The following is a 19976-nucleotide window of genomic DNA, read 5'->3' on the forward strand; positions in this document are numbered from 1 at the left end:
GAGGAGGGCCAGGAGGTCAAGGAGGGCGACCTGATCGTCGTCCTGGAGGCCATGAAGATGGAACAGCCCCTCAACGCCCACAAGTCGGGCACCATCACCGGCCTCAACGCCGAGGTCGGCGCCTCCGTCACCTCCGGCGCCGGCATCTGCGAGATCAAGGCCTGACCACGGACTGGCCATCGTTTGGCCGCGCGGCCGTCGGAGCCCGTGGACACGTGGTCCGGCGAGCACGCGGGCCGATGGCCACGCAGCCCGGTGAGCACGCAGCGCAGTGGGCACGCAGCCCCATGGGCACGAGGGCCGACGGATGTGTATCCGTCGGCCCTCGGCCGGTGGACGGAGGCCCTCGGCCGGCGTCCCGAGACGCCCGGTGGGCGGCGGGCGGCGACGAATCCGGCGGGCCGCTGCCGTGCGGACCACCGCAGAGGCCCCGTCGTACGGGGAAGGCCGAGCTCTCAGGGCTCGGCCTTCCCCGTATGGCGGGGCCGGAGGATCAGCGGGCCGCCTCGGCCGTCGCCCGGCGGGTCAGCGTCTCGTGCACGTCCGTGGCGTGGTAGTACGCGCGGCCCCCCTCGTTGCGCCGGCGCCACTTGTCGGTGCTGGCGTGACGGTAGACGCTGCCCATCGGCACGCCCCAGAGGCGGGCCACGTCGGCGGGAGCCACCCAGCGGGACGCCTCGGAGGCCGGCACGTGCCCGCCGCCGTCGCCCCCGGCCGGGCGGTCGCCCCGGGCCCGTGCGCGCGGTGCCGCCGGGGAGTGGTGCCGTGCCGCGCCGTGCCGCCGGCTGAGCTGGAGCCAGCGGTGCCCCAGCCAGCGGTGGGACGGATGCGCGTCGCAGCGGATCTCGGCGGGCTGCTCGGGCCGCTCCGGCCACACGACCGCCGTCAGTCCGCCTCCGCAGCCCGGCTCCACGCACGCGCCGATCCCGACCCGCTGGCCCGGCGGCGGGGCGATCGCCCGGCGGGCGCCGCGCGCCGTCCGTGCCACCTCCTCGGACACCTCCCCGGCCGCCTCGTGCGCCGCGAGCCAGGCCGCGTGCCGGACCAGGAAGCCGACGAGCGGGGCGATCGCGCGCCGCGGGGCCGCCAGTTCACGCTCCTCGGCCACCCGGCCGGCCCAGCTGCTCAGGACCTGGAGGATCAGGGTGCGCGTCTCCACGGCCCGGACGTCGAGCGGGGCCTCCGGCACCGTGCTGCCCAGGGCCGGGCCGCCGGTGCGGCCGGCGTCTCCGTCGAGGCGGCGACCGCACTCCTCGTACAGCTCCGCCAGATCCCTCAGCTCCCGGCCCAGCCGCCCGCGGCAGGACGGGCACAGCCGGCTCCCCGCCACCGGCGGGCGGCGGGTCCGGCCCGCCGCTTCCCGGAGGCGGCAGTCGGTGCCCGCGCAGGCGGCCGTGGCCGTGGTCGTAAGGATCGTCCCGTGATGCACCGCATCCCCCTCGTGGTCGCTGGAATCGGTGGCGACGCTAATTCCGCCGCACGGGCGGCGGCAAGAGCGGAAAGCTCATTCTGTACGGCCTCTGACATCCTCCGAAAGGTTTCCTGTCGGTGAAGCGGGGCAGAGGTGGGGGGAGTTCGGCATTCCGTGCCGAGACCCCTCGCTCCTGGCGCCGCGACATCCCCCCGAAGAACAGTCGTGAGAGCGCCTTTTTGCATTCCTCTGACATTCTCCGCACCGGGTTCTGTGCCGAGCGGAAAGACATGACGAAAACTCACAGAGGTATGAACTTGGTCCGGTTGAATTCACCTTTCCCGGCGGACAGGATTGTCATCAGCTTCCGCTGCTCTGCTCTGAGCACACGTCACTCCGGCACACGGGATTCCCCGCGCACCGGAACTCCCACCGAAGGAACCCTTGAGATGGCCGAGGAGAGGTACATGGACGCCGACGCTGCGGTGATTGTCGTGGGCGCTGGTCCGGCCGGGCTGACGCTCGCCGCCGAACTGCGCCTCGCGGGAGTCGACGTCATCGTCCTGGAGCGGCTCGCGGAGCGCACCGGCGAGTCCCGGGGCCTGGGATTCACCGCCCGCACCATGGAGGTCTTCGACCAGCGGGGGATCCTGCCCCGGTTCGGCGAGATCGAGACCAGCCGGCAGGGCCACTTCGGCGGCCTGCCCGTCGACTTCGGAGTCCTGGAGGGAGCCTGGCAGGCCGCCAAGACCGTGCCGCAGTCCGTGACCGAGACCCACCTGGAGCAGTGGGCCGTCAGCCTCGGCGTCGACATACGCCGCAGCCACGAGCTGCTGTCCCTCACGGACGACGGCGACGGCGTCGAGGTGGAGGTCCGCGGCCCGGACGGCGTCCAGACCCTGCGCGCCGCCTACCTGGTGGGCTGCGACGGCGGGCGCAGCACCGTCCGCAAGGCGGCCGGCTTCGACTTCCCCGGCACGCCGTCGACGATGGAGATGTTCCTCGCCGACCTCAAGGGCATCGAACTCGAACCCCGCATGATCGGGGAGACCCTGCCCGGCGGCATGGTCATGGTCGGCCCGCTGCCCGGCGGCATCACCCGCATCATCGTCTGCGAGCGCGGCACGCCGCCCCAGCGGCGGGAGACCCCGCCCTCCTTCGACGAGGTCGCCGACGCCTGGAAGCGGCTGACCGGCCAGGACCTCTCGCACGCCGAACCGGTGTGGGTCAGCTCCTTCGGCGACGCGACCCGCCAGGTCACCGAGTACCGCCGCGGCCGGGTGCTGCTCGCGGGCGACTCCGCACACATCCACCTGCCCGCCGGCGGACAGGGCATGAACACCAGCATCCAGGACGCCGTGAACCTCGGCTGGAAGCTCGCCGCCACCGTCAGGGGCACGGCCTCCCCGGAGCTGCTCGACACGTACCACAGCGAGCGCCACGCCGTCGGCAAGCGCCTGCTGATGAACACCCGCGCCCAGGGCCTGCTCTTCCTCAGCGGACCCGAGGTGCAGCCGCTGCGCGACGTCCTCAACGAACTCATCCGCTACGAGGACGTGTCCCGGCACCTCGCCGCCATGGTGAGCGGACTGGAGATCACGTACGACGTCGGCACCGGCGACCACCCCCTGCTCGGCAAGCGGATGCCCCACCTGGCCCTGACCACCGGGGACCGCACCACCGACAGCACCCGACTGCTGCACTCCGCCCGCGGCCTGCTCCTCGACCTGGCGGACAACCCCCGGCTCCGGGCCCGCGCCGCCGCCTGGTCGGACCGGGTCGACATCGTCACCGCCGAACCGGGCGAGGTCTCCGCCGACAGCGGACTGCGCGGCACCACCGCCGTCCTCGTCCGCCCCGACGGCTACGTCGCCTGGGCCGCGCCCGGCAGCCACCACGACCTCCCCATGGCCCTGGAGCGCTGGTTCGGCCGACCCCGCGCGCTCTGACCAGAGCCCCGTACCCCGCAACCGGTCCCACCCGCCACCCCGGAGGAGCAACCCCATGGCCACGCCGGAAGCAACCGCCACCCGCCCCCCGCAAGCCGGCCCCGCAGAGCAGCGCCGCCACATCGTGCGGACGGCCCGAGACGTCTTCGCCCGCGAAGGCTGGACCCACGCCACCGTGGAGACCGTCGCGGACGAGGCGGGCGTCACCCCGGAGACGGTCACGCACTACTTCAAGGACAAGGAGCAGCTGCTGCTCTCCGTCCTCCTGGAGAGCGCCGCCGCCGTCGCCGCCTCGCTGACCGTCATCGCCGAGGAGCACCTGGTCGACGTCGTCGACCTGGAGCAGGACCTCGCCGCCCTCGGCCGCGCGTGGCTGACGCCGCTGACGAGCTTCCCCGAGCACTTCGCCATCGTCCGGCACATCGGTGCCGAACTCGACCGGCTGCCCGCCGGGGTGCTGGAGATGTGGCAGACCGCCGGCCCCCGGCAGGCCCGGCGCGAACTGGCCCGCCGGCTGAAGCGGCTGGCCGACGCCGGACTGCTCGACATCGCCGACGCCGACCACGCCGCCGACCGGTTCATCCAGCTGGTGGCGCAGGGCGTCGTCCAGCGCTCCTTCCACGGCGCTCTGGAGCTGCCGGACTTCGAGGTCGACGCGCTCATCACGGACGGCGTGACCGACTTCGTCCGGCTGTTCAGCCCCCGAGCCACCCCTTGACGCACGGAAAAGAGGAAGAGATGCACAGCACCCTGATCGTGGCCCGTATGGACCCCGCGTCGACCGCCGATGTCGGCGGGCTCTTCGCGGAGTTCGACGCCACCGACATGCCGCACCGCATGGGCACCCGCCGCCGCCAGCTGTTCGCGTACCGGGGCCTCTACTTCCACCTCCAGGACTTCGACGCCGACAACGGCGGAGAGCTGATCGAGGAGGCCAAGTCGGCCCCCTCCTTCGTGAAGATCAGCGACGACCTGAAGCCCTTCATCACCGCCTACGACCCGCGGACCTGGCGCTCGCCCGCCGACGCCATGGCCACCCGCTTCTACGACTGGACGGCTTCCCGGTGACACCGCGACACGACGACACGAGGGGAGGGCGCGACCAGTGGGCCGCCGCGTAGTGATCACAGGGGTCGGAGTGCTCGCCCCCGGAGGAATCGGCACCAAGAACTTCTGGAGCCTGCTGAGCGAGGGACGCACCGCGACGCGGGGCATCACCTTCTTCGACCCCTCCCAGTTCCGCTCCCAGGTCGCGGCGGAGGTCGACTTCGCCCCCGAACTCCACGGGCTCACCCCGCAGGAGATCCGCCGCATGGACCGCGCCGCGCAGTTCGGCGTCGTCGCCGCCCGCGAGGCGCTGGCCGACAGCGGCCTCGACCTGGCCGGCTTCGACCCGCACCGCACCGGCGTCACGATCGGCAGCGCCGTCGGCGCCACCACCGGCCTGGACGACGAGTACCGGATCGTCAGCGACGACGGCCGGCTCGACCTGGTCGACCACACGTACGCGCCGCAGCACCTGTACAACTACTTCGTCCCGAGCTCGTTCTCGGCCGAGGTCGCCTGGGCCGTCGGCGCCGAGGGCCCCGCCACGGTGGTCTCCACCGGCTGCACCTCCGGACTGGACTCGGTCGGCCACGCCGTCGAGCTGATCCGCGAGGGCACCGCCGACGTGATGATCACCGGTGCCACGGACGCCCCGATCTCGCCGATCACCATGGCCTGCTTCGACGCGATCAAGGCGACCACCCCGCGCAACGACGACCCCGAGCACGCCTCGCGGCCCTTCGACGGCACGCGCAACGGCTTCGTCCTTGGCGAGGGCTCCGCGGTCTTCGTGCTGGAGGAGCTGGAGAGCGCGCGGCGCCGCGGAGCGCACATCTACGCGGAGATCGCCGGCTACGCCTCGCGCTGCAACGCCTTCCACATGACCGGACTGCGCCCCGACGGGCGCGAGATGGCCGAGGCGATCAACGTGGCCATGGCCGAGGCCCGGATGAACCCGGAGTCGATCGACTACATCAACGCGCACGGCTCGGGCACCAAGCAGAACGACCGGCACGAGACGGCCGCGTTCAAGCTGAGCCTCGGCGACCACGCGTACCGCACCCCCGTCAGCTCCATCAAGTCGATGGTGGGCCACTCGCTGGGCGCCATCGGCTCCATCGAGATCGCCGCCTCCGTGCTGGCGATGGAACACCACGTGGTGCCGCCCACCGCCAACCTGCACACCCCCGACCCGGAGTGCGACCTCGACTACGTCCCGCTCCACGCCCGTGAGCACCGCACCGACGCGGTCCTGACCGTGGGCAGCGGCTTCGGCGGGTTCCAGAGCGCGATGGTGCTGGCCCGACCCGAGAGGAGCGCGGCATGAGCGCCAAGGCAGTCGTCACCGGCATCGGTGTCGCCACCCCCAACGGCCTCGGCGTGGACGACTTCTGGGCCGCGACCCGGGTCGGCAAGAACGCCATCGAGCGCGTCACCCACTTCGACCCGGAGCAGTACCCCTCCCGGCTCGCCGGCGAGATCCGCGGCTTCGAGGCGGAGAAGCACCTGCCGAGCCGCCTGCTCCCGCAGACGGACCGGATGACCCGGCTCGCCCTGGTCGCCGCCGACTGCGCCTTCGAGGACGCGGGCGTCCAGCCCGGCGACATCCCCGAGTTCGACATGGGTGTCGTCACCGCCTCGACCTCCGGCGGCTTCGAGTTCGGCCAGAACGAGCTCAAGAAGCTCTGGAACCAGGGCAGTCAGTACGTCAGCGCGTACCAGTCCTTCGCCTGGTTCTACGCCGTCAACAGCGGCCAGATCTCCATCCGCAACGGCATGCGCGGCCCCAGCGGCGTGGTCGTCAGCGACCACGCGGGCGGCCTGGACGCCATCGCCCAGGCGCGCCGGCAGATCCGCAAGGGCAGCAAGCTGATCTTCTCCGGTGGTTTCGACGCGTCGATCTGCCCCTGGGGCTGGGTCGCCCAGATCGCCGGCGGCCGGCTGTCCACCAGCGACAACCCGGACCGCGCCTACCTGCCCTTCGACGCCGCCGCCGGCGGCTACGTCCCCGGCGAGGGCGGCGCGCTGCTGATCCTGGAGGACGAGCGGACCGCCCGCGAGCGCGGCGCCGACAACGTCTACGGCGAGATCGCCGGATACGGCGCCACCTTCGACCCGAAGCCGGACAGCGGCCGGGAACCCGGTCTGCGCCGCGCCATCGAGGTCGCCCTCGCCGACGCGGGCGCCCAGGCCGGCGACGTCGACGTGGTCTTCGCGGACGCGGCCGGCACGCCCCGGCTGGACCGCGAGGAGGTCGACGCGATCACCGCCGTCTTCGGGCCCTCCGGAGTCCCGGTCACCGCCCCCAAGACGATGATCGGCCGGCTCTACTCCGGCGCCGCGCCGGTGGACGTGGTCACCGCCCTGCTCGCCATCCGCGAGGGGCTGATCCCGCCCACCACCAACGTCGAGCTGTCGCCCGCGTACGACATCGACCTGGTGGTCGGACAGCCGCGGACCACCTCGATCCGCACCGCCCTGGTCCTCGCCCGCGGCTACGGCGGCTACAACTCGGCGGTCGTCATCCGGGCCACGGACTGACCCCCCCGAACCGCGCCGGCCGCGGCGTCCAGCCCCCCGCCGACGGCCGGCGCACCCCCCACGTCCCGTACTCCGGTACGCAGTCACCTCGAAAGGACCCTCATGTCCACGCAGTTCACGATCGACGACCTCAAGCGCATCCTCCTGGAGGGCGCCGGTGCCGAGGAGGGCGTCGACCTCGACGGAGCCATCCTCGACACCGACTTCGAGGAGCTGGGTTACGAGTCGCTGGCCCTGCTGGAGACCGGCAGCCGCATCGAGCGCGAGTTCGGCATAGCGCTCGACGACGACGTCTTCACCGACAACCGGACCCCCCGGGCCCTGGTCGCCGCCATCAACGAGACCCTTTCCGCCCTCGCCCCCCAGGCCTGAACCGGCCCGGCACCGTGTGGTGGCCGCCGGCGCGTCCCCGCGCGGCGGCCGCCCGCCCCAGATCCCCTTTGGAGAAGAGAGACATGTCGCAGCAGGACAAGCGGGTCGCCCTGGTCACCGGCGGGACCAGCGGGATCGGACTGGCCGTGGCCCGCCTCCTGGCGAACCAGGGCCACGCCGTCTTCATCGGCGCCCGCAGCGCCGAGAACGTGGCCGAGACCGTCAAGCAGCTCCAGGCCGAGGGCCTGGAGGTCGACGGCACCACCCTCGACGTGCGCTCCTCGGACGACGCCCGCGCCTTCGTGCAGGCGGCGGTCGACCGCTTCGGCACCGTCGACGTCCTCGTCAACAACGCGGGCCGCAGCGGCGGCGGCGTCACGGCGGACATCGACGACGAGCTGTGGAACGACGTCATCGACACCAACCTCAACAGCGTGTTCCGGCTGACCCGCGAGGTCCTCACCACCGGCGGCCTGCGCCACAAGGACCGCGGCCGGATCATCAACATCGCCTCCACGGCCGGCAAGCAGGGCGTCGTCCTCGGCGCCCCGTACTCCGCCTCGAAGCACGGCGTCGTCGGCTTCACCAAGGCGCTGGGCAACGAGCTCGCCCCCACCGGCATCACCGTCAACGCCGTCTGCCCCGGCTACGTCGAGACGCCCATGGCCCAGCGCGTCCGGCAGGGCTACGCGGCCGCGTACGACGCCACCGAGGACGCCATCCTCGCGAAGTTCCAGTCGAAGATCCCGCTGGGCCGCTACTCCACCCCCGAGGAGGTGGCCGGCCTCGTCGGCTACCTGGCGTCGGACACCGCCGCCTCCATCACCTCCCAGGCCCTCAACGTCTGCGGCGGCCTCGGCAACTTCTGACCGGCCCACCCGACCGAACGACCCCAAGGAGCACGAGCATGACGCAGTCCGGCCTGCGCGAGGTGGAGCACGAGATCGCGATCTCGGCTCCCGCCGCCGCCGTCTACCGGCTGATAGCCGACGTGGAGAACTGGCCGCGGATCTTCCCGCCGACCATCCACGTCGACCACGTCGAGAAGGACGAGCGCACCGAGCGCATCCGCATCTGGGCCACCGCCAACGGCGAGCCCAAGAACTGGACCTCGCGCCGCACCCTCGACCCGGAGAACCTGCGCATCACCTTCCGGCAGGAGGTCTCGACGCCGCCGGTCGCCGCCATGGGCGGCACCTGGATCGTCGAGGCCCTCTCCGACACGGAGTCCCGCGTCCGTCTGCTGCACGACTACCGGGCCGTCGACGAGGACCCCGAGAGCATGAAGTGGATCGACGAGGCGGTCGACCGCAACTCGCGCTCCGAACTCGCCGCCCTGAAGAAGAACGTCGAACTCGCGCACGCCACCGAGGACCTGACCTTCTCCTTCGAGGACACCGTGCAGATCGGAGGCTCGGCCAAGGACGTCTACGACTTCGTCAACGAGGCCCACCTGTGGTCCGAGCGGCTGCCGCACGTGGCGACCGTCCGCCTCCAGGAGGACACCCCGGGCCTCCAGGAGCTGGAGATGGACACCCGCGCCAAGGACGGCTCGGTGCACACCACCCGGTCGTACCGGGTGACCTTCCCGCACCACAAGATCGCCTACAAGCAGGTCACCCTGCCGGCCCTGATGACCCTCCACACCGGCTACTGGACGTTCGCCGAGAACGAGCACGGCGTCGCCGCCTCGTCCCAGCACACCGTCACCCTCAACACCGACAACATCGCCCGCGTCCTCGGCCCCGACGCCACCGTGGCCGACGCCCGGGAGTACGTGCGCACGGCGCTCAGCACCAACAGCCGCGCCACCCTGAACCACGCGAAGAGCCACGCGGAAGCCAGGGCCTGACGATGACCGAGGACCGCACGGAGACCCAGGTGGTCGTGGTGGGCGCGGGGCCGGTCGGCCTGATGCTCGCCGGGGAACTGCGGCTGGCCGGCGCGGACGTCGTGGTCCTGGAGAAGCTCACCGCGCCGACCACCGAGTCACGGGCCTCCACCCTGCACGCCCGCACCATGGAGATCCTCGACAGCCGCGGCCTGCTCGACCGGCTCGGCGAGGTGCCGGCGGAGCCCCGGGGGCACTTCGGGGGGATCCCCCTCGACCTCCGGCTCCCCAGCCCCTGGCCGGGCCAGTGGAAGGTGCCGCAGACCCGCCTGGAGGAACTCCTCGGGGAGTGGGCGAGCGGCCTGGGCGCGGAGATCCGGCGCGGCCACGAGCTGACCGGTCTGACCGTGACCGGCGACCACGCCGAGGCCGTCGCGCGCACCCCCGACGGGACGACGGTGTCCCTGCGGGCCAAGTGCGTCGTCGGCTGCGACGGCGAGAACAGCACGGTGCGCCGGCTGGGCGGCTTCGACTTCCCCGGCACCGACGCCACCCGCGAACTGCTGCGCGCCGACGTGGCGGGCATCGACATCCCCGACCGCCGCTTCCAGCGGCTGGCCGGGGGACTGGCCATCGCCGCCCGGCGTCCCGACGGAGTGACCCGGGTGATGGTGCACGAGTTCGGCGCCCGGCCGAGCGGCGGACAGCCCTCCTTCCAGGACGTCGCCGACACGTGGAAGCGCGTCACCGGGGAGGACATCGGCGGCGGCACCCCGCTGTGGGTGAACTCCTTCGGCGACGCCTCCCGGCAGACGACCCACTACCGCGACTACCGGCTCCTCCTCGCCGGGGACGCGGCCCACCAGCAGATGCCGATCGGCGGCCAGGCCCTCAACCTCGGCCTCCAGGACGCCGTGAACCTCGGCTGGAAGCTCGCCGCCCAGGTCGCCGAGCGCGGCCCGGACGGACTCCTCGACAGCTACCACGACGAGCGGCACCCGGTCGCCCGGCGGGTGCTGAGCAACATCAGGACCCAGGCCCTGCTCCTGCTGGGCGGACCCGAGGTCGACGCCGTACGGGAGGTGCTCGCCGAGCTCACCCCCCGTGAGAACGTCCGCACCCACCTCGCCGGAATGATCTCCGGCCTGGACGTCCGCCACGACGTCGGCCCCGGCCGGCACCCCCTGCTCGGCCGGCGGCTGCCGCCCCGACCGGTCACCACCCCGGACGGACCGACCACCAGCGCGCGCCTGCTGCGCTCCGGCCGAGGCGTCCTGCTCGTCCCCTCCGGCGAGGAGGCCGCCCGCCGCCTGCGGGAGACGGCCGCCCCCTGGGCGGCCCTGGTGGACACGGTGGACGTCATCCTCCCGCCGCACGCGACGGCGGAGGACTCCGCCGCCCTCCTCGTCCGGCCGGACGGTCACGTCGCCTGGGCCGGCGAGGAGGCGGACGGCGCTGTCGGCCTCCGTACGGCGCTGCTCCGCTGGTTCGGCACACCGAAGGCCCCGGCGGCCTTCGCCCCCACCCCCTCGAAGACCCCGGCGGCCTCGGCACAGGCCCCGGACACGGCAACAGCGAAGAAACGGAGAACAGACATGGGCAGGCTCACGGGCAGGACGGCACTCGTCACCGGCGCGAGCCGGGGCATGGGCCGCGCGACCGCCATCCGCCTCGCGCAGGAGGGCGCGCTCGTCGCCGTGCACTACGCCACCGGCCGCGAGGCGGCCGAGGACGTCGTCGCCGTCATCGAGAAGGACGGCGGCCGGGCCTTCACCGTCCAGGCGCTGCTGGGCGTCGACGGCGACGTCCATCAGCTCTTCCTCGGCCTGGAGGAGGGACTGCGGGAGCGGACCGGCTCCACCGATCTCGACATCCTCGTCAACAACGCCGGTGTGATGGGCGGCGTCAAGCCCGAGGAGACCACGCCGGAGAAGTTCGACGAGCTGTACCGGGTCAACGCCAAGGCGCCGTTCTTCCTCGTCCAGCGGGCGCTGAAGAACATGCCGGACGGCGGCCGGATCATCAACATCACCTCCGGCCTCACCCGGGTCGCGAACCCGGACGAGATCGCGTACGCCATGACGAAGGGCGCCGTGGACCAGCTCGCGCTGCACTTCGCCAAGCACCTCGGCCCGCGCAACATCACCATCAACAGCGTGGCGCCCGGCATCACCCGCAACGACAACCCCGTCTTCGGCATCCCCGAGGCGGTCGAGCAGATGGCGGCGCTGTCCGCCTTCAACCGGGTGGGCGAGCCCGAGGACGTCGCCGACGTGGTGGCCTTCCTCGCGAGCGACGAGGCCCGGTGGATCACCGGCTCCTTCGTCGACGCCACCGGCGGCACCCTCCTCGGCTGAAGAGCCCCGACGGCCGGCGGACCGGGACCCCACCCCCCGCCGGCGCGGCGGGCCGGCCGCGACCCCCGCACCCCCGCGGCCGGCCCCCCGCCACCCCCACTCCCACCCCCACACCCACTCACCACCACCACACGGAACGGGATCATGACGTCCTCGACGACACCCCGGCCCGGTGCGCCCCGCGCCACGACGGACGGGCACCGGAGCCCGGCCCTCTGGGGCCTGCTGTTCGTGCTCGCCGGCAACATGCTCATCGACGCCCTGGAGGTGTCGGTGGCCCTCGTGGCGCTGCCCTCCATCGGCGACGACCTGGGGCAGAGCGCCGCCCGGACGCACTGGGTGGTCACCGGGTTCGCCATCGGCTTCGGCGGCCTGATGCTCTTCGGCACCCGGCTGGTCGCGATCCTCGGGCGCCGGCCGGTCTACCTCACCGCGCTGGCCGTCTTCGCCGCCGCGTCCCTCGTGGGCGCGCTCACGGACGACTGGTCCCTGCTGATCGCCACCCGCTTCGTGAAGGGCGTCTGCGCGGCGCTCACCGCGCCCACCGGACTCGCCATCATCACCTCGGCGTTCCCCCCGGGGCCCGCGCGCGCCCGGGCGGTGTCGGTCTACTCGTTCTTCGGCGCGTCCGGCTTCACGGCGGGGCTGCTGCTGTCCGGCCTGCTCACCGAGGAGGGGTGGCGCTGGACCTTCGCCTTCCCCGCCCCGGTCGCCCTGCTGCTGTTCGCGGCCGGCCTGCGCCTGATCCCGAAGGACGACCCGGACCGGCCCAGGCCCGGACGGTACGCCGCCCCCTCCGCGCTCGCCCACACCGGGGCGCTGCTGGCCCTGGTGTACGCGATCTCGGCCGTGCCCGGCGCGGGCTGGGGCAACCCGCGCACACTCGCCGCGCTCGCCGCGGCGGCGCTGCTCGCCGCCCTGTTCGTCCGGGCGGAGCGGACCTCGCCCGAGCCGCTGGTACGGCCCGGCCTCCTGGGCCACGGCCCGCTGGTGCGCTCCGCGCTGGGCGCCGCCGCGCTCAACGGCTCGTACCTCGGCCTGCTCCTCGTCAGCACCACCCACCTGCAACGGAGGGCCGGCTGGGGCCCCTGGGAGACCGGACTGGCGTTCCTGCCCGCCGCCCTCCCGCTGGCCTGCGTCGCCCTCGGCTCGGGCCGGCTCGCCACCCGCGTCCGCCCCGCCCTCCTGATCGCGGCCGGCGCCGCCGCCGCACCGCTCGGCTACGCGCTCTACCCGCGGGACGCGCCGGCGGACGTCCGGTACGCCACCGACGTACTGCCCACGATGCTGCTCGTCGGCGCCGCCTTCGTCCTCGCCTTCACCGCCCTCCACCTCCAGGCCACCGCCTCGGTGGCCGAGGAGCTCCGGCCCGCGGCGGGCGGGCTCTACCAGACCGCCGTCCAGACCGGCGCGGCGATCGTCACCGCCCTGACGTCGACCCTCCTCGACACGGGATACGGCCCACCGCTCCTGCTGGTCACCGCCGTCGGCACGGCCGGACTCCTCGTCGCGCTCCGCGGCCTCGCGCCGCGCCCGGCGGCGCACCCGGCCGCCCCCTGATCGTGCAACACCCCGTTGCGCCCCTGTGAAAGGAACCCTTCATGTCCCACGCACCCCTGCGGCTCGCGGTGATCATCAGCAGCGTCCGCGAGGGCCGCTTCGGCCCCGTGGTCGGCACCTGGTTCGCCGGTGAGGCCGAGAGCCGCGCGGACCTGATCGTCGACGTGATCGACCTGGCCGACCACGAGCTGCCGGCCGCGCTGTCCCACAACCCGTCGCCCGAGACCGCCGAGGCGCTGGCGGCCGTGTCGCCGCGGCTGGAGCAGGCGGACGCCTTCGTGGTCGTCACGCCCGAGTACAACCACAGCTTCCCCGCCTCGCTGAAGCACCTCATCGACTGGCACTACACCCAGTGGCGCGCCAAGCCGGTCGGCTTCGTCTCCTACGGCGGCCTCTCCGGCGGCCTCCGCTCGGTGGAGCAGCTCCGCCCGATCTTCGCGGAGCTGCACGCCGTCACCGTCCGTGACGCCGTCAGCTTCCACACCGCCTGGGAGCAGTTCGGCGAGGACGGCCGGCCGAAGGACGAGACGGGCCCGGCCGGCGCCGCCAAGGTGCTGCTCGACCAGCTCGCCTGGTGGGCCACCGTCCTGCGCGAGGGTCGCGAGAAGACCCCGTACCAGGCCTGAGTTCCGCCCCGGGCCACCGCGTCCGGGACGGGGACGCGCGGCACACGCCGCGCGTCCCCGCCGCCCTCGATCACGGGAAGAGCATGACAGCGAACCTGAAGGCGTGCACCGGCTCCGCCGGCACCCGGCCCGCCGACGTGACCGCCCCCGATCCGGGCGCCCTGGCCGCCGCCGACCACGGCGAACGGACGCGGCTGCTCGACCAGTACGTCCGCCAGGAGCTCGGCAGGATCCTCGGCATCGCGCCCCACCGGGTCGACACCACGGGCCGCCCCATGAACAGCCTGGGCATCGGCTCGATCGCCGGCCTCGAACTCCAGCACCGCATGGAGGCGGCGCTGGGGGTCGAACTCCACCTTCAGATGCTGCTGCTCGCCAACAGCGCCGCCGAACTGGTCGACTGCCTGGTCCGGAAGTTCGCACCAGCCGGCGACGGGCCCCGGCACGGCGCCTCGGTGCCGGTATGACGGGGCACGCCACCCTGGCACCGGAGCGGCCGGCCCCCGCCCGGCGCGCCGCCGCCCCGCTCGCGGCCGTGCCGTCCGACCGGCTCGACCTGTGGCTGGTCCGCGCTCCGCGGACGGCGGACGCCGCGGCGCTCGACCGGTCGGACCTCGACGCGGCGGAGCGCCACCGGGCCGACTCCTTCATCCGGCCCGCCGACGGGCTGCTGTACGCGGCGGCCCACGTGGCCCTGCGCAGACTGCTCGGCCACTACACCGGACGGCACCCGGCGGACCTGCGCTTCGTGCGTGAGCCCTGCCCCGGATGCGGCGGGGCGCACGGCCGGCCGGCCGTGGCGGACGCGCCGTCCCTGCACTTCTCCCTCTCGCACAGCAGCGGCCTCGCGCTGGTGGGCGTCGCGGCCGTCCCGGTCGGGGTGGACGTGGAGCGGCTGCCGCGCGACGAGACCGTCGAGCTCTGCGTCGAGGCCCTGCACCCCGGCGAGCAGGCCGAACTCTCCGGCACCGGGGGGCGGGAGCGCACCGAGCTCTTCGGCCGGATCTGGACCCGCAAGGAGGCCTACCTCAAGGGCATCGGCACCGGTCTCAGCCGCGCGCCGTCCGCGGACTACCTCGGCGCCGCGCGGGACCGGCACCCGGAGGGCTGGAGCGTCCTCGACGTGCCCTGCGGCCCCGGCCACGCCGCCTCCGCCGCGGTGCGGGGCCCGGCCCCCCGGGAGGTCGAGGTGCGCACCCTGCCCGGGGCCTGGCTCCAGGGCCGCCCCTATGACCGGACCGCCGCCCCGGCCCTCCCCGCCCGCTGAACCGAACGACTAGGACGTGACAGGATGACCCGCACCGCCTTCGTCTTCCCCGGCCACGGCTCCCAGCGCGTCGGCATGGGGAAGGAACTCCTCGCGCGCCGCCCCGACCTGGCCGACGCCTACTTCCGTCCGGCCGAGGACCTCCTCGGCATCCCGCTGGGGCGGCTCTGCCGGGAAGGGCCCGCCAGGGACCTGGACGACCCGGCGGTCACCCAGCCCGCGGTCTTCCTCACCAGCCTGATCACCCTGGACGTACTGCGCGGGCAGGGCATCGAGCCGGACGCGGTCGCCGGGCACAGCCTGGGGGAGTACGCGGCGCTGGTCGCCGCCGGCGTGCTCGACTGGACCGAGGCGCTCTGGCTCGTCCGGCTGCGCGGCGAACTCGTCGCGACCGTCGGCGACCGGGTGCGCGGCGCCACCGCGGCGGTCCTCGGACTGGGGTACGCCACGGTCGTGCGCCTGTGCGCCGAGGCCGCGGCGGAGACCGGGCAGACCGTCGAGGCCACGGGCGACAACGGCCCCGGGCAGGTCGTCGTGTCGGGCCGGGCGGAGGCGGTGGCCGCGCTCACCCGCGCGGCCCTGCGCGCGGGCGCCTCACGCGTCGCGCCGCTCGACCCCGGGGGCCCCTTCCACTCCAGCCTGCTGCGGTCCGTCCGGGGGGAGTACGCCGAGGCGCTCATCCGGACCGACTTCCGCGAGCCCCGCGTCCCCTTCGTCTCCAGCGTGACCGGGACCCGGCTGTCCACCGCCGCCGAGATCGTCGTCGCCCTGAGCGACCAGCTCACCGAACCGGTGCGGTGGACGAGGACCGTCACCACGCTCTCCGGCATGGGCGCGGAGCGCTTCGTCGAGGTCGGTCCCGGCCTGGTGCTCGGCGGGCTGATCCGCCGGATCGCGCCGGGCGCCGGTGTCCACGCCACCGGCAGCGCGCGCCAACTGGCCCGGACCGAGCGGGCCTTCGCCACCGCCACCGTCTGAAACCCCACGACCGAACGGAGAGGGAAGAGCGACATGTCCACCGCAGAGGGCACGATCCGCAACCGCATCGAGGAACTGAACCAGATCAAGGAGACCGCCCACGAGGGCGACCGGGCCGCCACCGAGCGGCAGCACGCCAAGGGCAAGCTGACCGCTCACGAGCGCATCCGGCTGCTCCTGGACAAGGGCTCGTTCAACGAGGTGGAGCCGCTGCGCCGGCACCGCGCCCAGGGCTTCGGCCTGGAGGACAGGAAGCCGTACGGCGACGGCGTCGTCACCGGCTGGGGCACCGTCCACGGCCGTACGGTCTTCGTCTACGCCCACGACTTCCGGATCTTCGGCGGCGCCCTCGGCGAGGCCCACGCACAGAAGATCCACAAGATCATGGACCTGGCGGAGGCGGCCGGCGCCCCGCTGGTCTCCCTGAACGACGGCGCCGGCGCCCGCATCCAGGAGGGCGTCACCGCCCTCGCCGGCTACGGCGGCATCTTCCGGCGCAACACCCGGGTCTCCGGGGTGATCCCGCAGATCTCCGTGATGCTCGGCCCGTGCGCCGGCGGCGCGGCCTACAGCCCCGCCCTCACCGACTTCGTCTTCATGGTCCGCGAGACCTCGCAGATGTTCATCACCGGCCCGGACGTCGTCAAGGCGGTCACCGGCGAGGAGATCAGCCAGAACGGCCTCGGCGGCGCCGACGTGCACGCGGCGACCTCCGGCGTCGCGCACTTCGCCTACGACGACGAGGAGAGCTGCCTGGAGGACGTGCGCCACCTGCTGTCGCTGCTGCCCGCCAACAACCGCGAACTGTCGCCCGTCGAACGGTCGGGAGACCCGGCGGACCGGCTCAACGACACCCTGCTCGACCTGGTGCCCGCCGAGGCCGGACGGGTCTACGACATCCGCAAGGTCGTCGAGGAGATCGTGGACGACGGCGACTACTTCGAGGTGCACCCCGCCTGGGCGCCCAACATCGTCTGCGCCCTGTCCCGCCTGGACGGACACGTGGTCGGCATCGTCGCCAACCAGCCGGCGGCCACGGCGGGAGCGCTGGACATCGAGGCGTCCGAGAAGGCCGCCCGGTTCGTCCAGTTCTGCGACGCCTTCAACATCCCGCTGATCACCCTGGTCGACGTGCCGGGCTTCCTGCCGGGCGTCGACCAGGAGCACAACGGCATCATCCGGCGCGGCGCGAAGCTGCTGTACGCCTACTGCAACGCCACGGTCCCCCGCGTCTCCCTGGTGCTGCGCAAGGCGTACGGCGGCGCGTACATCGTCATGGACTCCCTCTCGATCGGCGCCGACCTGGCCCTGGCCTGGCCCACCAACGAGATCGCCGTCATGGGCGCCGAAGGCGCGGCGAACGTCGTCTTCCGCCGCGAGATCAACGCGGCCGACGACCCGGAGGCGGTCCGGGCGCAGCGGATCGCGGAGTACAAGGACGAGCTGATGCACCCGTACTACGCGGCCGAGCGCGGCCTCATCGACGACGTCATCGACCCGCGCGAGACCCGCTCCGTCCTGATCCGGTCGCTCGACATGCTGCGCGCCAAGCACGCCGACCTGCCGTCCCGCAAGCACGGCAACCCGCCGCAGTGAGCACCCCGGAGCCCACCGAACGACCCCGAGACGCCCCGCACACCGAACGAGGGAAGGCAGACATGCCGCAGCACAACACCGTCCTGGTCACCGCGGCCACCGGAAACGTCGGCCCGCACGCCGTCGCGCAGCTCCTGGAGGCGGGCGCCACCGTCCGCGCCCTGGTGCTGAAGGACGACCCGAACATCGGCCGGCTGCCCGAGGGCGTGGAGATCCACGTGGGCGACCTCACCGACCCCGACAGCCTCGACGCGGCCCTGGACGGCGTCGACGGCGTCCTGCTGATGTGGCCCTTCTTCACGACCTCCGTCGACACGGCCCCCGAGGTGGTGCGGAAGATCGCGGCCACGGCCCGCAAGGCCGTCCTCGTCTCCTCCGTCGGCGTCCACATCGGCCTGGAGCGGACCGACAACAACTGCCACGCCTACCTGGAGGAGCTGCTGGAGGCCACCGACCTGGAGTGGACCTTCCTGCGCACCACCGGCTTCCAGGCCAACGCCCTGGGCTTCGCCGCCCAGATCCGCGACGGCGGGGTCGTGCGCTTCCCGTACGGGGAGGCCGTCCGGACCTCGGTGCACGAGGCGGACCTGGCCGCGGTGGGCGTGGCCGCGCTCACCGGCGAGGGCCACGGCCGGCGGAAGTACCTGGTCACCGGCCCGGAGGCGCTGTCGCAGCGGGAGCAGGTGGCGATCATCGGCGAGGCCGTCGGCCGCGAGCTCGGCTGGGAGGACGTGGCGCACGACGCGGCCCGCGCCGCCATGGTCGCCACCGGCTGGCCGCCCTCGTACGCGGACGGCGCCCTGGACTACTTCGCGATGCTCACCAAGGAGCCGGAGGTGGGATCGACCGTCGTCGAGGACGTGACGGGCCGGCCGGCCCGCACCTTCCGCGACTGGGCGCGGGAGCACGCCGCCGCCTTCCAGTGACCGTCCCACCCCCACAAAGGAGTTTCCCCATGCCCGACGCACGTGCCGCCCGTCCGGGGCGGGAGGCCGGCTTCGTCTCCTTCGGCGTGCTCAGGACGACCGGGCCGGAGGCCGCCGCCGACCTGGTCGCCGTCCTCAAGGCCGAGGTGACCGCGTGGGTCCGGCACGCGCCGGGCTTCGTCTCCTCGCGGGTGCACCTGAGCGCGGACGGCGCCACGGTCGTCAACCGGGGCGAGTGGACCGACGAGGCCGCCTACCGCACCTCGTTCCAGGACAACCCCGCGGGAGGCGTGCTGCACGGCCTGGGCCGCCGGCCCGGGGTCGTCTCGGCGACCGTCTTCCACGGCGCACCGGCCCCCGGCATCGAGGGCCCCGAGAGCGACGGGCGGCCCGGTGTCGTGGTGGTGGCCACCCGGCACCTGGACGGCCACGGGTCCGCGCGGGCGGTGCTCGACCTGCTGGAGCGCAGCAGCGAGTGGAAGCGCGGATTCCCCGGCTTCATCTCGGCCACCCCGTACGTCGACCGGGACGGCACCACCTTCATCAACTACCCGATGTGGGTGAGCGAGGTGGCGTACCGGTCGTGGATGGCCGATCCGCGCATCTCCGAGGGCCAGGAGGAACTGGCCCGACTGGAAGTCGCACCGCCGGAGTACGTGCTGTGCACCGTGGCCGCCCACATGGACGCGGCCCCCCGAACCGAGCAGGAGAGTGGACCCGCATGACCACGGAGACCCGGACCCCCGAGAGCCGCCGCATCGAGGCGGCCCTGACCGAACTCTGGGAGCGGATCTACGACCCCCAGAGCCGCGCCGTGATCGACGGCCTGCCCGCCGCGGACCGGCGGCGGGTGCTGGAACTGGGGGCCGGCGCCGGATCGATGGCGTACTGGCTCGCCGAACGGGCCGACACCGCCTCGGTCCTCGCCGTCGACACCGACGTCAGCGCCCTCGACACCGACCGCTCACCGAAACTGACGGTGCGCCGGCTCGACGTCACGGAGGCGGAGTTCGAGGAAGGGTCGTTCGACCTCGTCTTCGCCCGGGCCCTCTTCGAGCACCTGGACGGAGCGGAGGAGGTCCTCGCGCGGGCGGTGCGCTGGCTCGCCCCCGGCGGCTGGCTCGTGGTGGAGGACTTCTACTTCCTGCCCAGCGAGCACTGCGCGACCCCCGCGGGCCGGGCCCTGGTCGCGGCCTACCTCCAGGGGTGGAAGGCGGCCGGCGCCGACATGCACTGGGGCCGCAGGCTCCCGTCCACGCTGGCCCGCGCGGGCCTCGAAGCGGTGGACCTGCGGGTGACCCCGCTCGGCCCCGGGCAGCACCCCGACGACAACGAGCTGATGCGCCTGCGCATGGCCCTCCAGGGCGAGGGGCTCGTCGCGAACGGACTCGTCGGGGCCGAGGACCTCGCACAGTTCGTCGCGAACCTGGACGACCCGCGGGCCCGGGACGTCACCACCCTGCTGTTCTCCGCGTGGGGCCGGCGCCCGAGCGCATGAGCACCCCCGCACGGCAC

The 19976-nt window shown here is 73.4% G+C and carries 20 protein-coding genes; 19 read left to right on the forward strand and 1 reads right to left on the reverse strand.

All coding sequences use genetic code 11. The annotated features are described in order from the left end of the window. A partial coding sequence (locus ACFYT9_RS23215; protein WP_389167189.1) for an acetyl-CoA carboxylase biotin carboxyl carrier protein subunit occupies window positions 1-165 on the forward strand: 165 nt, incomplete at its 5' end. A gap of 328 nt (window positions 166-493) precedes the next feature. Here ACFYT9_RS23215 and ACFYT9_RS23220 read toward each other — a convergent pair. Beyond that, the gene (locus tag ACFYT9_RS23220; RefSeq protein WP_389166770.1) at window positions 494-1429 is read right to left on the reverse strand and encodes a hypothetical protein; all 936 of its coding nucleotides are present in this window, start codon (window positions 1427-1429) and stop codon (window positions 494-496) included. A 431-nt stretch (window positions 1430-1860) separates the two neighbouring features. On the opposite strand from ACFYT9_RS23220, the gene ACFYT9_RS23225 reads away from it, so the two are divergent. The 18 genes from ACFYT9_RS23225 to ACFYT9_RS23310 all read left to right on the forward strand — a co-directional run bounded on the left by ACFYT9_RS23225 (window position 1861) and on the right by ACFYT9_RS23310 (window position 19959). Further along, window positions 1861-3360: an FAD-dependent monooxygenase gene (locus ACFYT9_RS23225; RefSeq protein ID WP_389166773.1), complete on the forward strand. Its 1500-nt coding sequence runs from the start codon at window positions 1861-1863 to the stop codon at window positions 3358-3360. 55 nt (window positions 3361-3415) lie between these two features. Then, a complete protein-coding gene (locus tag ACFYT9_RS23230; protein ID WP_389166776.1) occupies window positions 3416-4078 on the forward strand; it encodes a TetR/AcrR family transcriptional regulator in 663 nt (220 codons plus the stop codon). A gap of 20 nt (window positions 4079-4098) precedes the next feature. After that, window positions 4099-4428: a TcmI family type II polyketide cyclase gene (locus ACFYT9_RS23235; RefSeq protein WP_389166779.1), complete on the forward strand. Its 330-nt coding sequence runs from the start codon at window positions 4099-4101 to the stop codon at window positions 4426-4428. Window positions 4429-4465: 37 nt separating this feature from the next. Beyond that, on the forward strand, window positions 4466-5734 hold the full coding sequence (locus tag ACFYT9_RS23240; protein ID WP_376603531.1) for a beta-ketoacyl-[acyl-carrier-protein] synthase family protein: 1269 nt from the start codon (window positions 4466-4468) through the stop codon (window positions 5732-5734). Beyond that, window positions 5731-6948: a ketosynthase chain-length factor gene (locus ACFYT9_RS23245; RefSeq protein WP_387275837.1), complete on the forward strand. Its 1218-nt coding sequence runs from the start codon at window positions 5731-5733 to the stop codon at window positions 6946-6948. The genes ACFYT9_RS23240 and ACFYT9_RS23245 overlap by 4 nt, the downstream gene beginning before the upstream one ends. A gap of 102 nt (window positions 6949-7050) precedes the next feature. Next, a complete protein-coding gene (locus tag ACFYT9_RS23250) occupies window positions 7051-7320 on the forward strand; it encodes an acyl carrier protein (RefSeq protein ID WP_387275835.1) in 270 nt (89 codons plus the stop codon). A gap of 83 nt (window positions 7321-7403) precedes the next feature. After that, entirely contained in the window at window positions 7404-8189 is a 786-nt protein-coding gene (fabG, locus tag ACFYT9_RS23255) for a 3-oxoacyl-ACP reductase FabG (protein ID WP_376604924.1), read from the forward strand. A 38-nt stretch (window positions 8190-8227) separates the two neighbouring features. Next, window positions 8228-9172 (forward strand): aromatase/cyclase, encoded by a 945-nt coding sequence (locus ACFYT9_RS23260; RefSeq protein ID WP_376604922.1) that lies wholly within the window; start codon window positions 8228-8230, stop codon window positions 9170-9172. A 2-nt stretch (window positions 9173-9174) separates the two neighbouring features. Next, on the forward strand, window positions 9175-11508 hold the full coding sequence (locus ACFYT9_RS23265; RefSeq protein ID WP_389166783.1) for an SDR family oxidoreductase: 2334 nt from the start codon (window positions 9175-9177) through the stop codon (window positions 11506-11508). 144 nt (window positions 11509-11652) lie between these two features. Further along, window positions 11653-13068, forward strand: coding sequence for an MFS transporter (locus tag ACFYT9_RS23270; RefSeq protein WP_389166786.1), 1416 nt, complete (start codon window positions 11653-11655; stop codon window positions 13066-13068). 41 nt (window positions 13069-13109) lie between these two features. Next, complete coding sequence (locus ACFYT9_RS23275) at window positions 13110-13694, forward strand: NADPH-dependent FMN reductase (protein ID WP_389166789.1); 585 nt, start codon at window positions 13110-13112, stop codon at window positions 13692-13694. Window positions 13695-13777: 83 nt separating this feature from the next. After that, a complete protein-coding gene (locus ACFYT9_RS23280) occupies window positions 13778-14161 on the forward strand; it encodes an acyl carrier protein (RefSeq protein WP_389166792.1) in 384 nt (127 codons plus the stop codon). Beyond that, the gene (locus ACFYT9_RS23285; protein ID WP_387275825.1) at window positions 14158-14961 is read left to right on the forward strand and encodes a 4'-phosphopantetheinyl transferase family protein; all 804 of its coding nucleotides are present in this window, start codon (window positions 14158-14160) and stop codon (window positions 14959-14961) included. Before ACFYT9_RS23280 ends, ACFYT9_RS23285 begins: the two co-directional genes overlap by 4 nt. Before the next feature lie 24 nt (window positions 14962-14985). Further along, window positions 14986-15939, forward strand: a complete 954-nt coding sequence (fabD, locus tag ACFYT9_RS23290; RefSeq protein WP_376602860.1) for an ACP S-malonyltransferase — start codon at window positions 14986-14988, stop codon at window positions 15937-15939. A 33-nt stretch (window positions 15940-15972) separates the two neighbouring features. Then, window positions 15973-17535: an acyl-CoA carboxylase subunit beta gene (locus ACFYT9_RS23295; protein ID WP_359176650.1), complete on the forward strand. Its 1563-nt coding sequence runs from the start codon at window positions 15973-15975 to the stop codon at window positions 17533-17535. Between the two features lie 62 nt (window positions 17536-17597). Next, window positions 17598-18461 (forward strand): NAD(P)H-binding protein, encoded by an 864-nt coding sequence (locus tag ACFYT9_RS23300; RefSeq protein WP_387275822.1) that lies wholly within the window; start codon window positions 17598-17600, stop codon window positions 18459-18461. Window positions 18462-18490: 29 nt separating this feature from the next. Further along, a complete protein-coding gene (locus ACFYT9_RS23305) occupies window positions 18491-19186 on the forward strand; it encodes a putative quinol monooxygenase (protein ID WP_376602862.1) in 696 nt (231 codons plus the stop codon). After that, a complete protein-coding gene (locus tag ACFYT9_RS23310) occupies window positions 19183-19959 on the forward strand; it encodes a class I SAM-dependent methyltransferase (protein WP_387275818.1) in 777 nt (258 codons plus the stop codon). The genes ACFYT9_RS23305 and ACFYT9_RS23310 overlap by 4 nt, the downstream gene beginning before the upstream one ends. Window positions 19960-19976: the final 17 nt, after the last annotated feature.

It is taken from the genome of Streptomyces sp. NPDC004435, from assembly GCF_042873895.1.
In the GTDB taxonomy this organism is placed as follows: domain Bacteria; phylum Actinomycetota; class Actinomycetes; order Streptomycetales; family Streptomycetaceae; genus Streptomyces.

Coding starts and splice junctions, on each gene's coding strand:
- ACFYT9_RS23225 (WP_389166773.1), top strand. CDS start 1,861: ATGGCCGAGGAGAGGTACATGGACGCCGACGCTGCGGTGATTGTCGTG.
- ACFYT9_RS23230 (WP_389166776.1), top strand. CDS start 3,416: ATGGCCACGCCGGAAGCAACCGCCACCCGCCCCCCGCAAGCCGGCCCC.
- ACFYT9_RS23235 (WP_389166779.1), top strand. CDS start 4,099: ATGCACAGCACCCTGATCGTGGCCCGTATGGACCCCGCGTCGACCGCC.
- ACFYT9_RS23245 (WP_387275837.1), top strand. CDS start 5,731: ATGAGCGCCAAGGCAGTCGTCACCGGCATCGGTGTCGCCACCCCCAAC.
- ACFYT9_RS23250 (WP_387275835.1), top strand. CDS start 7,051: ATGTCCACGCAGTTCACGATCGACGACCTCAAGCGCATCCTCCTGGAG.
- fabG (WP_376604924.1), top strand. CDS start 7,404: ATGTCGCAGCAGGACAAGCGGGTCGCCCTGGTCACCGGCGGGACCAGC.
- ACFYT9_RS23260 (WP_376604922.1), top strand. CDS start 8,228: ATGACGCAGTCCGGCCTGCGCGAGGTGGAGCACGAGATCGCGATCTCG.
- ACFYT9_RS23265 (WP_389166783.1), top strand. CDS start 9,175: ATGACCGAGGACCGCACGGAGACCCAGGTGGTCGTGGTGGGCGCGGGG.
- ACFYT9_RS23270 (WP_389166786.1), top strand. CDS start 11,653: ATGACGTCCTCGACGACACCCCGGCCCGGTGCGCCCCGCGCCACGACG.
- ACFYT9_RS23275 (WP_389166789.1), top strand. CDS start 13,110: ATGTCCCACGCACCCCTGCGGCTCGCGGTGATCATCAGCAGCGTCCGC.
- ACFYT9_RS23280 (WP_389166792.1), top strand. CDS start 13,778: ATGACAGCGAACCTGAAGGCGTGCACCGGCTCCGCCGGCACCCGGCCC.
- ACFYT9_RS23285 (WP_387275825.1), top strand. CDS start 14,158: ATGACGGGGCACGCCACCCTGGCACCGGAGCGGCCGGCCCCCGCCCGG.
- fabD (WP_376602860.1), top strand. CDS start 14,986: ATGACCCGCACCGCCTTCGTCTTCCCCGGCCACGGCTCCCAGCGCGTC.
- ACFYT9_RS23295 (WP_359176650.1), top strand. CDS start 15,973: ATGTCCACCGCAGAGGGCACGATCCGCAACCGCATCGAGGAACTGAAC.
- ACFYT9_RS23300 (WP_387275822.1), top strand. CDS start 17,598: ATGCCGCAGCACAACACCGTCCTGGTCACCGCGGCCACCGGAAACGTC.
- ACFYT9_RS23305 (WP_376602862.1), top strand. CDS start 18,491: ATGCCCGACGCACGTGCCGCCCGTCCGGGGCGGGAGGCCGGCTTCGTC.
- ACFYT9_RS23310 (WP_387275818.1), top strand. CDS start 19,183: ATGACCACGGAGACCCGGACCCCCGAGAGCCGCCGCATCGAGGCGGCC.